The following is a 13455-nucleotide window of genomic DNA, read 5'->3' on the forward strand; positions in this document are numbered from 1 at the left end:
TCTAGTGTTGGGTTTTCGCAGCTTCCCACCCAATTATTGAAGTTTTACGCAGCGGATCCCATCGATAACCACCTAAATTTCCAGAGGACTGGATGACCCTATGACAAGGAATCAGATAGGCTATCGGATTACTGCCTATGGCAGTACCAACGGCCCTCGAAGCATTTGGTTTTCCTATGTCTTTTGCTATGGTTCCATAGGTGGCAAGAGCACCTTTTGGGATTTTGAGCAAAGATTCCCATACCTTCAACTGAAATTCAGTACCCTTTAAATGCAATTTAATTTTTGGTATTTGACTCCAATCGTTGGCAAATATCATCAAAGCATTGACTTGAATTTGATCTACTCTTTGTTGGTAATTGGCCTTTGGGAATTCCTGCATAAGTTGGTATAGTCCTTTCTCTTCGTCTTCCACAAAGGCCACATGGCACAATCCTTTTGCTGTTGACGCAATGATTACCAATCCAAAAGGACTAATGGCATAACTGTAGTTAATTGTGAGGTTTTCGCCGCCATTTTTATACTCGCCAGGAGTCATCCCCTCAATGGACACAAATAGATCGTGTAGTCTGCTGGTACCAGACAAACCCGTTTCCATAGCGGTATCGAATAGGGTGGTTTCGGATTCCTTTAAGAGTGATTTGGCATGTTCCACACTGGTATATTGAAGGAACTTTTTTGGACTTACGCCAGCCCATTCCTTGAATAATCGCTGAAAATGATATGGGCTTAGGTGTACTTTTTCTGCAATTACAGCCAATGAAGGCTGATCCTTGAAGTTGTTTCGAATATGTGAAATTGCAGTAGCAATTCGCTGATAATTCAATTGATCTTGTTCGCTCATGACATAGTTATTTTATGCCTCAAAAGTAGTGTCGCACCCCTAGGTTCAAAACCCGTTTCTTGCTGAATGCAACGGAAAACTTAGAATTTAAAGCTTTGCTTGGACATATTGCATCGTTCTTACAAAAAGCTGTCAAACGTTTAGTAAATTTAAATGTTTTGTGTTGAGAAGCTCGCGCTATGAAACTGAAGAATTTCGTATTTCTAATCCTAATTATCGCACTTGTACTGGGCGGATTGATTTACTGGCGGGAATATGCCACAAGAGATCAGGTTTCCTTAATACACGTTTTGATTTGGCAGATAGGAGTTTGGGCGCCATGGATTTTGGGTTTTATCCTGTTGCGAAAGATGCATCGAAACCTTGTGAATACCAAGATTGGTTTGGCAAAATTAACGTTGATTGGTGTTATATTGGTAGGATTACATTTTGGTTGGTTCTTTTTGCTAAGCTCCACTGCTAGTCCGTATTTGGATTTACCTGGTTCCAGATTTGGGGTTTATCGCTATTTTTTTGTGTTTTGGACATTGATTGATTTAGCACTGCTTTGGTTTATGGTCGATAAACTGAATACCTCACAAGAGCAGGCGGAGAAAATACCATTGCTTTTGGAACTGACCCGAGGTGGCAATAAATTTTTTTGTAAACCGTCCGATATACAATGGTTGGTCTCTGAAAATTATTACACTAAATTGGCTACCAACCAAGGGATTTTCATGATGCGTAAACCTTTGAAAACATATTTGGAGATTCTTCCAATGCATACTTTTCTTAAAATCCATAGATCAACGATCATCAATATGGATTATGTAGTGGAACTTGCAAGAGGAAGCGGAAGTACCTTGGAAGTCATCATGCAAGACGGCACAAGGCGAAGGGTTAGCAAGAGTTTTATCAAAGACGTCACCCAGCTATTTAAGGAACGTGTTTATTAAGACCGTTCACTATCAATTTCCCGTTCATTTACTGCATTGTATGTTTGACCATCCTTCAAATGGGTAAGTTTAAGTGTCCATTTATATAATGAAATTCGTCAATCAACTTACCCCATGCAATTACATTTTGCACATACACGATTTCTTGTATTCAGTTTTTACCTTTTCTATTCTTTGGTCCATGCTCAAAATTTTGAGTTTGTAAGAGGAGAAGATATTGGCGTTAAACAGGGTTCACGCGGGGTATCCATTGCAGATTTGGATGGCAATGGCTACTTGGATATCGTTGTGGCCAATCAAGTAGACTCACTTTCGATGCTTGGGAACACCATTCTTTTTAATAACGGACAGAATTATGTGTTGCAATACATTGCCTCCAACAATGTTAGGGCTTGGAGTGAATCTGTGCATACCGTTGATGTGGACAATGACCGTGATTTGGATTTATTTTTCACAACACAATTTGGCACCCCCAACTTATTATTCCTCAATAATGGAGAGGGTCATTTTACCCAAAGTGATGCCAGTCAACTTACATCAGACCAGACCAATTCTCCAGGTGCCTGTTGGTGTGATTTTGATTTAGATGGAGACATGGATGTATTTGTGGTCAATAGAGATGGCGAGGACGATGCACTATATATTAACAATGGCAAGGGAAGCTTCTATAGAAAGGAAGTTGGACCTTGGATAGGTAATGGCGGAGATGGAAGATCTTGCGCATGGGGGGATATCAATGGTGATGGTTTCTTGGATTTATACGTTGCCAACTTTGTGGTGAAGGAAAATGGGCAATTTGTCGGTAAACATCGCAATTATCTTTACGTCGGAAACAAGGATAACGAGTTTGTAGAGCAGCTTAAAGGTGCTGCGGTTGAAACCTTGACTGCATCATACGGGGTAACCCTAGTTGATATGGATTATGATCACGACCTAGACATCTATGTGACCAACGTTTCAAGGTCAGATGAAAACGGTTTGTATCAAAACCAAGGCGATGGCAAGTTTGAACCGTTGACAGAAAGTGTATTGATGAATGGCAGCAATCGACCTTCAAAAGGACAGACTTGGGGGGATTTTAATTCTGATGGGCACTTAGATCTTTATGTAGCCAATGGCACGGAAGGGTATCCAGAAATACAAAATTTTCTATTCTCTGGGAACCAAGAGGAGCACTTTCAAAGGATATATGAATCAATTGTGGCTATCCAACCACATATTTCTGCAGGTACGGCTTCGGGCGATGTAGACAACGACGGTGACTTGGACATCTACGTTTGCAATTGGGGTGGAGAAGCAGAACTCAATGACTTATATCGCAATGAATCGCCTTCACAGCGTTGGCTGAAAATCAAACTGCAAGGAAATAAGTCCAATTCTTTTGGGATTGGTAGTTGGGTCATTCTAGAACTATCCGATGGTAGGCAATTAACCAGATATTTTACCAGGGAAACAGGATATGGGAGCGAAAATGCCCCAGAATTACATTTTGGGATACCCAAGAATACCAGTATTTCACAAATGAAGGTACTATGGTCTTCAGGGATAGTTGATGTTTCAAATAGTATCGCCATAAATGCCACTTATCTCGTAAAGGAAAACATCGAATTCAAAAAACTGACAAATGATTGAAACAATCCAACGAAGGGATTTTATAAAATTGTCCTTGACAGCCACGGGAGCCCTAGTATTGGGGGTACATTTGGAATCCTGTATCAACAATTCCGAAAAAGCAGAAACATTTGAATTTTCACCACTGGTCCAAATAGACACAGATGGTTGGATTACTTTGATTGCCAAAAACCCAGAAATTGGACAAGGTGTGAAGACTTCGCTTCCTATGATTTTGGCTGAGGAATTGGGAGCGGATTGGAGTAAGGTCAAGATTGTTCAAGCAGATTTTGATGTAAAATATGACGAACAATGGGCCGGAGGAAGTTATGCGATCATTTTGAATTGGGATTTGATGCGTACGGCTGGCGCCATGGTTCGGGATGTATTGTTGCAGGCGGCCTCCACAGAATGGGCATTGCCCTTTTCGGAATTAACAACTAAAAACAATCAAATAATCCATGCAAAAACCGGAAAGAAGAGTGCATTCCAGGATTTTCTAATACAAGCGTCCCAACTCCAATTGCCTGAGGAAGTGGAATTCAAACCCCAATCAGAGTATTATATTGTTGGACAAGACAAACCACAATACGGATTGAATGAAATGGTTTGTGGAAAGGCAAATTACGGCATCGATATTAAATTGCCCAACATGCTATATGCCACGGTACGCAAAAATCCGGTGCATGAGGGCAAGGTACTTCGATTTGATGCCACCAAGACACAGTCAATTCAAGGTGTGGTTGCGGTCCAGGAATTGGATAATCAAAAATATGGTGGTAGACTTTTGGCTGCCAATAGTCCCAACTTTGTTAACGGTGTGGCCGTAATGGCCGATTCCACTTGGACGGCGTTTAAAGGCGCGAAGGCATTGGAAATTGAATGGGACAATTCCAATGCAAGACAGGAGAATTCCAAAGCGATTTTTGAACGATTTTATGAGCAGCTTTCTGATACCAGTATTGAGCGAACGGATGGTGATATTAAAATGGCCGAAAGTAATGCCACCAGTATTCACGAAGCCATTTATGAACTACCTTTTTGGGCGCATGTACCCATGGAACCCATGAATTGTACCGTGGATTTTAGGGATGATTACTGTGAGGTATGGGCACCCACACAGAATCCTGAAGCCCTTCAAAATGGGTTGATAAAACTATTTGGATTGCAACCTGAGCAGATTAAGATTCATCTGCCCCGAATAGGTGGTGCGTTTGGCAGAAGATATTATGTGGATTACGCGATGGACGCGGCCATTCTTTCCCAAAAAATGAAAAGACCGGTTAAATTGCTATGGAGCAGGGAAGAAGACATCAAGCATGATTGGTACAGACCGGGAAGCGTTCAAAAAATAAGAGCAGCATTAGATCAGGAGGGAATGGTCATGGGATGGCAACATATACTTGCAAACGCATCACGGAAAACATCCTTGGGAAGAGAAGGTAGGCCAGCGGGAACGGAAATTGATGAATACGAGTTTCCAGCAGGTTTTGTATCCAACCTTCAGTTGGAATACGGTCATGTACTTAGTGATATACCACTAGGGCAATGGAGGGCAGTATCGGCATCTGCCAATGCCTTTCCAATTCATTGTTTTTTGGATGAACTGGCCTATAAAGCAGGTATGGACCCTATCGATTATTTTTTAAAGTTTTTGGGTCCAGCAAGGATGGTTCCGGTGGCAGGGGATTACGAATTTGATAATGGTCGGATGATCCATGTCATCGAGAAAGTACGGGCGCTTAGCAATTGGGATGTGCCACTTCCAAAAGGACAGGGTAGGGGGTTTGCCGCTCGCAAAGGAGCGGGTTCCTTTATTGCGGAAGTGGTCACGGTGCAGGTGGATGACAACAATCGACTTAAAATAGTAAAGGTAGATGCTGTAGTGGATTGCGGAATTGTGGTTAACCCTTCTGGTGCTGAGGCCCAGGTTGAAGGTGGTATCTTGGAAGGATTAAGTGCTGCGCTTTATGGGGAACTTACCTTTAAGGATGGTGCTACGGAACAATCCAATTTTCACAATTACCCGTGGATTCGAATGCGGGATGTGCCGGAAATTGAAGTGGAATTCATTGTGAATGACTTGCCACCCAGAGGACTTGGAGAGCCGCCTTTACCTCCAGCAATTCCAGCTTTGGCCAATGCCATTTTTGCGGCAACAGGACAACGGATACGAACGTTGCCATTGGCGCACTATTTTACTTTCGGATAAATTTTTTGTATATTAAATACATGAACTTACCAGAAGAGTTTTACCAAATATTGATTTCAATTATCTTATTGAGTGTATTAATGGTTTTTGCCAGTTTTTTCACAAAAAAGGGCAGGAACTTCAGAAGCAGTAGAAATAGAAAGGCAAGAAAGCAGTTCTAACAGCATCTACATCCAAAAGATTCCACCACTAACTCTCTTTTATAATTCGACTAGTCCATTTTTAAATTCTTGCTAATTCGTATAGAAGCTTATTATATATAGTTGCCTTTACATGAGTTGCACAAACGACTACATCCGTTTACAAACGAAAACAAACGTTTACATACCGATTTATGGTTTTTTACACCCCTAAGTTTGCCCTGTCGATGTAATTCAGCTCGATAGTATTAACTGTTTAACACGTAAAATTTAAATCATGAACTCATTAAGAAACAAAGTACAGTTGATTGGAAACTTAGGAAATGACCCAGAAATCGTGCTATTGGAAAATGGCTCCAAATTGGCCAAGTTTTCCTTGGCTACCAATGAAACCTACAAAAATGCAGAAGGGGAAAAAGTTACGGATACGCAATGGCATAACATTGTGGTTTGGGGCAAAACCGCTGATATAGTAGAAAGCTATTTGATCAAAGGAAAGGAGGTTGCCCTAGAAGGAAAGCTGGTCAATAGATCATATGAAACCAAGGAAGGTGAAAAGCGCTACATCACCGAAGTAAAGTGTCATGAACTACTCATGTTGGGTAAATAGGCACAAATTCGGATAATCGTGAAAAAAGGGGCTTTTGCCCCTTTTCTTTGTTTGGACCCAATATTAACAATAACTTAATAAGGGTTAGCGCAACAATGGGGGTGTTTGTACGTCTAATACAATAGATGCAAATGCTATGAAAACGGCTAAACTACTTACGGTATTCTTGATTTGTGGATTGACCTACTCAGTCAATGCACAAGTAGAAGAACGTACACAAAGTTTACGTTTTTATGAACAATTGGCCTTGCGTGATGCTACCTACGAGCAAGAACTTCACAAGCTGGAAGCCCAAGATGAGTTGGATTATTGGGTAGATCAGAAAAATTTTGAACGTCAATTGGGCAAAGCAAATTTTTTGGCCTATTTAACGTATATGAAGGGTAAGAAAGAAGCCTATCAATCGCATTTACAAACTTGCAATGGAAGTTGTGCGCATAGTGCGCTTTATTTGGAACGCGCCCAAGCCTATTTATCCGTTACCGATTCTGAACTACTAGCTTGGTCAGAATCCGATAATGGAACTCGGAAACTCTCGACAAAACAAGACTAAATAAAAAACCGCCATATGGCGGTTTTTTATGCTACTTTCTTTAAAAGGTCAAAACAGGGGCATCGTCCACAACGTTTGTTTTCGCCTTTTTTATATTTCTTACAACACTTGGTTTTCAGGTTATCCATGGGGAATTCCTTCAATTTTGCCTTCTGTTGCTTCTTTATTTCCTTTTTCTTTTTTCCCATCTTTTCAGTTGGATGGGCCAAAGATAATTATTTTAACTTAATCTAAATAAGTTTGTTTTCAACAATTATTCGCCTGCAGTATCCGAAGCTGCACTTTCCACTGTTATTTGTTGAATATCCCTATCAAACAAATACAATCCGCCTTTGTCATTTCCAATAAGATTAATCTTATCCAAAACAGTTCGGGCCAAAGCTTCTTCCTCCAATTGTTCAGCCACGTACCATTGCAAAAAGTTATGTGTGGCATAATCTTTTTCCTGTAAGGTTACGTGTACCAATTCGTTAATGCTTTGTGAAACGAAAATTTCATGATCATACAATTCTTGGAACATCTCTTGTAAGCCCCCAAATTCGGTTTTCGGTGCTTTCAATTCCGAAATATGTGCGTGGCCCCCTCTTTCATTTACGTATTTTACCAATTTGAGCATATGCATACGCTCCTCATCAGAATGGCCATACATGAAACCAGCAACCCCTTCAAGGCCTTTTACTTCTGCCCAACAAGCCATGGATAAATATACCTGCGAAGATTCTGCCTCTATGCGAATCTGTTCATTTAGTGCTTTTTCTAGTTTTTTTGATAGCATGTATTAAGATTTATTTACTGTAAAATTACAAAAGGCGAGACGAACCCGAAGGATTTTGAAATTCATTTAGAATTGTACGGCTACACCTAAGGTTCCTGGGCCAAAACGCATATTCCAACTCAGTTTTTTGGATTGTGCATTGTATTTTTCATTGTATTTGGAGTCTAAATAACGGTCAATGGACTCTACTATAAAAATACTCAATACCGTGCTGAAGGCTACATCCGAAACCCAATGGAAATCATCCATGATCCGTACAAAACCCGGAATAAAACCAACGGTGTAAATCCCTGCCTTTACCCATGGGTTCTTGAATTGCTTTGCAATGGCATAGGCATTGGAAAAAGCAAGCATAGCATGCCCAGATGGAAAAGAATCATAATTAAACACCCGATTTAAATGAAATGGATCATATGTACTTGAACTATCCCCACTTTTTGGACGTGCACGACCAATGATCCGTTTGCTGACCTGCTGTAAAAATCCACCTGCTGTTGCAGAAGATATCAATAGCACGCCAGTTCGTCTTAGTTTTTCATTTTTTGTGAATAAACCAGCAAGGTAAACGCCGCCAGTCATCATATAGTTATTGGCTGGATTTCCATATTCATTTCCATAATCCAACACAAACCCAGGGATATCATCACTAAAACCGTTTGTCCAATTGTTTAGTTCATCATCAACTAAAAACAAGGCCAAGGTACCTGCTGTCAGATATCCAAAGTTTGCCCAATCGTCACCTTGCCAATGAAATGGTCGAGAATATGAATGCCCAATACCACCGAATACTGCACCCATATCGTAGGTGAAATTTTTCCAGGTACTTTCTTTTTGGGAAACGATGACATCCTGGGCATTGGTAAAGACGGATGAAAACAATAAAGCAATAAGAATCAAATATTTCATGGCTGTGGTGTTTTGCGGATTATTCTAAAGTTAAAAAAATATTTCCTGGGCTAGTCTATAGGTATTTGCATGTGCCTCAACAATAATCTTGATATCCGGAGAATAGCCGCCGCCCATGCTACACTGCACAGTCAAGTTGGTATCAAAACAGCTTTGAAGCACATAACGGTCCCGTTCTTTGCAACCTTCCAAGGTCATGCCCAAGGTGCCCAATTTATCGGTGGCCACTACATCTACCCCGCTGAGGTAAAACACAAAATCAGGTTGTACCTTTTCAAATAGTTCGGGCAATGTTTGTTTCAATAATTTGAGGTAAGCAGTGTCCGAAGTACCTTTCTCCAAGGGGATGTCCAAATCTGAATTTTCTTTTTTGAACGGATAGTTACCTTGACCGTGCATTGAAAATGTAAAAACAGAAGCATCATCTTGGAAAATTTCCGCTGTGCCGTTTCCCTGATGTACATCCAAATCCACGATCAATATTTTATGGGCCAATCCTTTGTCGATTAAATAGCGTGCACCTATCGCTTGGTCATTCAACATGCAAAACGCCTCCCCACGGTTCGAATAGGCATGATGGGTGCCACCGGCAACATTCATTGCGATACCATTTTCCAAGGCAAATTCACAACCTTTAATAGTACCATCGGCAATGATTCGTTCGCGTTCTACCAAAACTTCACTTAATGGGAAACCAATTTTCCGAACCTCGCTTGGTTTTAATTGAAGTTGGACCAAATTTGTAAAATATGTTGGGGTATGCGCTCTTAAAATGTGTTGGTCATCTGGTAGCTCCGGTTGAAAGAAATTTTCCTCAATGCAGGTGCCTTCGTGTACTAATTGCTGCGGAAGCAAATCGTATTTGATCATGGGAAACCTATGGCCTTCAGGTAAAGGATGCTTGTAAATTGGGTGATATGCTATTCTAAGCATCAGTTGATGGTTTCCCCATTGCCAACTCCTCCTTCGTCAGGGTTGACAAATACCAGTTTGCCATCTTCGTTTTCGGTCATAAGGATCATGCCTTCACTTTCAACACCACGAAGCTTTCTTGGCGCCAGATTGGCCAAAACCGTAACTTTTTTACCTACGATTTCTTCTGGAGCGAAACTTTCTGCTATACCAGATACGATGGTTCTTGTATCAAGTCCGGTCTCCACCTTTAGCACTAACAATTTATTTGCTTTTGGCATTTTGGTCGCTTCTATAATGGTGCCAACGCGCATATCCAACTTGGTGAAATCATCAAATGAGATGGTTCCTTTTTGCGGGGTGACTTCTTTTTCCATTTGTTCGTTTGATTTTTTGGTGGCTTCCAATTTTTCCAATTGTACTTCAATTTCTTTGTCCTCAATCTTTCTAAAGAGTAATTCGCTCGTATTGATTTGGTGACCTTCAGGGACTAGGATTTCCGAATTGGAAACACTTTGCCAACTTGCATTGTCCCCTAAATTCAATATTCCATTAAGTTTGGTTGAGGTAAAGGGAAGAAAAGGTTCGCTCAAAACCGCTAACCCAGCAGCAATTTGTAAAGCCACCCACATAACGGTTTGCACCCGTTCAGAATCTGTTTTTATCAATTTCCAAGGTTCTTCATCGGCCAAGTATTTATTACCTAACCTCGCCAAATTCATCAATTCTTGACTGGCTTCACGGAAACGGTACCGTTCTAGGGACTGCGATAAGGTTTCTGGGAAATTCTTCAACGCTGACAACGTTTCCTTGTCAATTTGTGATAGATCCTTGGGTTCAGGAACAATACCATTGTAGTATTTATGAGTTAAAACCGCAACTCGGTTGATGAAATTACCAAAAATGGCCACCAGTTCATTATTGTTGCGGGCCTGAAAATCCTTCCATGTAAAATCGTTGTCCTTGGTTTCTGGAGCATTAGCCGTTAGTGCATATCTGAGAACGTCTTGCATTCCTGGAAATTCTTCCAAATATTCATGCAGCCATACGGCCCAATTTTTGGAAGTTGAAAGTTTGTTTCCTTCCAAATTCAGGAACTCATTGGCAGGAACGTTTTCGGGCAATATGTAATTGCCATGTGCTTTAAGCATACTAGGGAAAATGATACAATGAAAAACGATGTTATCCTTCCCGATAAAATGTAAAAGTTTAGTGCTCTCATCCTTCCAGTATGGTTCCCAATCTTTTCCTTCTCGTGCTGCCCATTCTTTGGTTGATGAAATGTAACCTATTGGGGCATCAAACCATACGTAAAGTACTTTCCCATCGCCACCTTCGACCGGTACTGGTATTCCCCAATCCAAATCTCGGGTCACTGCTCTTGGTTTTAGACCATCATCTATCCAAGATTTGCATTGGCCATATACATTGGGTTTCCAATCAGATTTATGACCTTCTAGGATCCAATCCTTTAAAAACCCTTCATATCGGTCCAAAGGCAAAAACCAATGTTTGGTTTTTTTCAAAGTTGGAACAGCTCCAGTAATAGTGGATTTTGGGTTGATCAAATCTGTTGCATTCAATGAAGAACCACAATTTTCGCACTGATCCCCGTAGGCCTCGTTATGTCCGCATACTGGACAGGTGCCTGTAACAAAGCGATCGGCCAAAAACTGCATGGCCGCTTCATCATAAAGTTGTTCTGTGACCTCTTCAATAAAATCATCCTGTTCATGTAACCGTTCAAAAAAGTCAGAGGCGGTTTTGTGATGGATATTGGCAGAAGTTCTGGAATAATTATCGAATGAAATACCGAATTCGGCAAAGGATTTTTTGATGATACCGTGGTATTTATCAATGATTTCTTGAGGGGATACCCCTTCTTTCTTCGCCTTCATTGGGATTGCCACGCCATGCTCATCACTTCCACAAATAAAGGCTACATCATGCCCTTGCAATCGCTGATAACGTGAGTAAATATCCGCAGGAACATAGACACCCGCCAAGTGGCCAATATGAATAGGACCATTGGTATATGGTAGAGCTGCAGTTATAGTGAATCTTGATGGCTTCGTATTCTGAGGCATGTTTGAATCAAATTAAGCCTCAAAAATACTGATTTAGGAAAAGATGCAATAGGAATGCCGTAAAAAAGGAAACCTCCGAAGGGTGTAACCAAATTTGGGGTGTGGGTTACACTTTCGGAGGATTCTGGAAATAAACTGTTACAACCAGTCTACATGATCATTACTGACTTACTCATTTTTTCTTCCCCAACTCGGATTTGATAAATATATTTTCCGGTAGAAAGACTATCTCGCATACGTTCCCGTATGTTGATTTCAGCAGAACCTTCCAACATCATTTCATTGAAAACGGTTCCGACATTTTGGCCTAAAATGTTGTACAATTGGATGTCCACATGGGCTGCAACCGGCATTTCCAAATGAATATGCGGTGCCTGTTGTGTTGGATAATATGGTCGATGTACGATTTGGGCCAAGGCATCTGGGTCTGGGTCTGTACCATCTGGGCTAGGAGGCGTATCTGGTAATGTAGGTGGGTCATCACTATAGACAATGTCTGGGAAGTCCACACCACTACAATTAAATCCTAAATCAACCGGAGCATAAGGGTGGTCCAATAAATGTTGTTCCACTAATGGGATAGGAACGCATAGCCATTCCGCCAAAACGGTGGCATAGAGATCCCTGAAATCCATGGTGTATTCCAAATTTCCTCGGCTATTTGGGCTGTCAAGTGCCGGATGATCACCAACAAAAGCACTGCCGTTCAATCCTGAACCAAAGAATAATGTTGGTGCTGCTTTACCGTGATCTGTACCATTAGATCCATTTTCAAAGATTCGACGTCCAAACTCGGAGAAGGTCATACTCAACACTTGCTCATCTTGTTCAGTAAATGCCAAGTCCTCATAGAAATTGTTTACAGCAATGGACAAATTTGTCATTAGGCGTTCATGAGCCAAAGGCTGGTTTCCGTGAGTATCAAAACCACCCATGGAAATCATATAAACTTTGGTGCCCAGGTTTCCTTTGATCAATCTGGCCAATAGAGCCAATTGTCTTGCAAATCCATTGTCTTGGTACTGTACTTGGTTTTGTCCTCTTTCGTAAGCTTCATGGATTTTACCTGCGTATTCGTAAGTGGTATTCGCAACACCTCTTAGAAAGCGTAATTGATCGCCGTACATACAATTGTCAAAAGGAGCATTTTCTATGTCATAGAAAAAGCCTGTCTGTGCAATTTCCTCCAATTGATCAATGTTGTTGGTTACGAAGGCGTAATTGGTTTCTTCACCTTGAAAGACCAAATTCGATAGGTTACCAATTTGGATGGCCGCTGGGGCTTCCGGTGGATTGATCAAATAGTCAGGATAGCATTGTTCAAAATGTCTTCCCATCCATCCAGTGTTCAATCCAGAAAAGCCAGTAGTGGTCAAATCCGTATTGGCATAAATATCGGATCCGGTAAAATGTGATAAACTTTGGTTTTCATAACCTACACCGTGTACAGCTTTAAACTGTCCATCGCCCCACATAGGTTCAAGGGCGCTCATGTAAGTTGGAACTCCAAAATCATCGGTAAGTTTCAGGACCTTACTTTCTGGGATATAAATGTTAGGTCTTGCATTAGCATAAGTATCATATTGTTGGATTGGGATAACCGTGCTTAACCCGTCGTTACCGCCCGAGAGTCTGATCAATATCAAAATATTGTCAGTCTCCGCATCTGCAATAGCAGAAGTAAGTGGTGATGGGGCGGAAGCAGATAGCAGATTACTGCCCAAGAACATGGATCCTGAACCTGCTATACCCAGTGCCTGGATAAAGGACCTTCGGCTCCATGCTTTATGTTCTTCATTGTGGCCATCATGTTCAAGGCCTTTGTGTGGTGATGTATCGTGGGTATGATGAGTATCGCACATGGTGTAGG

At 41.1% G+C, this 13455-nt stretch carries 11 protein-coding genes; 5 read left to right on the plus strand and 6 right to left on the minus strand.

Annotated elements, in window-relative coordinates; all coding sequences use genetic code 11:
* Position 1: 1 nt before the first annotated feature.
* Complete coding sequence (locus tag M3P19_RS11150) at positions 2 to 844, minus strand: bifunctional helix-turn-helix domain-containing protein/methylated-DNA--[protein]-cysteine S-methyltransferase (RefSeq protein ID WP_249657746.1); 843 nt, start codon at positions 842 to 844, stop codon at positions 2 to 4.
* Positions 845 to 1023: 179 nt separating this feature from the next.
* Here M3P19_RS11150 and M3P19_RS11155 point away from each other — a divergent pair, with 179 nt between their 5' ends.
* The 5 genes from M3P19_RS11155 (at position 1024) to M3P19_RS11175 (ending at position 6905) form a co-directional block, all read left to right on the plus strand.
* Positions 1024 to 1779 carry a LytTR family DNA-binding domain-containing protein gene (locus tag M3P19_RS11155; RefSeq protein WP_249657747.1) on the plus strand — a complete coding sequence of 252 codons (756 nt, stop codon included), beginning with the start codon at positions 1024 to 1026 and terminating at the stop codon, positions 1777 to 1779.
* 114 nt (positions 1780 to 1893) lie between these two features.
* The gene (locus tag M3P19_RS11160) at positions 1894 to 3411 is read left to right on the plus strand and encodes a CRTAC1 family protein (protein WP_249657748.1); all 1518 of its coding nucleotides are present in this window, start codon (positions 1894 to 1896) and stop codon (positions 3409 to 3411) included.
* Positions 3404 to 5602 (plus strand): xanthine dehydrogenase family protein molybdopterin-binding subunit, encoded by a 2199-nt coding sequence (locus tag M3P19_RS11165; RefSeq protein ID WP_249657749.1) that lies wholly within the window; start codon positions 3404 to 3406, stop codon positions 5600 to 5602. The genes M3P19_RS11160 and M3P19_RS11165 overlap by 8 nt, the downstream gene beginning before the upstream one ends.
* 417 nt (positions 5603 to 6019) lie before the next feature.
* Positions 6020 to 6352, plus strand: coding sequence for a single-stranded DNA-binding protein (locus M3P19_RS11170; RefSeq protein WP_249657750.1), 333 nt, complete (start codon positions 6020 to 6022; stop codon positions 6350 to 6352).
* A gap of 136 nt (positions 6353 to 6488) precedes the next feature.
* Positions 6489 to 6905: a hypothetical protein gene (locus M3P19_RS11175; protein ID WP_249657751.1), complete on the plus strand. Its 417-nt coding sequence runs from the start codon at positions 6489 to 6491 to the stop codon at positions 6903 to 6905.
* Positions 6906 to 7158: 253 nt separating this feature from the next.
* On the opposite strand, the gene M3P19_RS11180 is transcribed toward M3P19_RS11175, so the two are convergent.
* From M3P19_RS11180 to M3P19_RS11200, 5 genes are all read right to left on the minus strand, one after another.
* Positions 7159 to 7680, minus strand: coding sequence for a ferritin (locus M3P19_RS11180; protein ID WP_249657752.1), 522 nt, complete (start codon positions 7678 to 7680; stop codon positions 7159 to 7161).
* 66 nt (positions 7681 to 7746) lie between these two features.
* Positions 7747 to 8586 (minus strand): phosphatase PAP2 family protein, encoded by an 840-nt coding sequence (locus M3P19_RS11185; protein ID WP_249657753.1) that lies wholly within the window; start codon positions 8584 to 8586, stop codon positions 7747 to 7749.
* 30 nt (positions 8587 to 8616) lie between these two features.
* Complete coding sequence (locus M3P19_RS11190) at positions 8617 to 9519, minus strand: histone deacetylase family protein (protein WP_249657754.1); 903 nt, start codon at positions 9517 to 9519, stop codon at positions 8617 to 8619.
* Complete coding sequence (metG, locus tag M3P19_RS11195; protein WP_249657755.1) at positions 9519 to 11585, minus strand: methionine--tRNA ligase; 2067 nt, start codon at positions 11583 to 11585, stop codon at positions 9519 to 9521. Before metG ends, M3P19_RS11190 begins: the two co-directional genes overlap by 1 nt.
* Before the next feature lie 149 nt (positions 11586 to 11734).
* On the minus strand, positions 11735 to 13447 hold the full coding sequence (locus M3P19_RS11200) for a DUF1501 domain-containing protein (protein ID WP_249657756.1): 1713 nt from the start codon (positions 13445 to 13447) through the stop codon (positions 11735 to 11737).
* Positions 13448 to 13455: the final 8 nt, after the last annotated feature.

The organism is Flagellimonas spongiicola, from assembly GCF_023502425.1.
GTDB lineage: Bacteria > Bacteroidota > Bacteroidia > Flavobacteriales > Flavobacteriaceae > Flagellimonas > Flagellimonas spongiicola.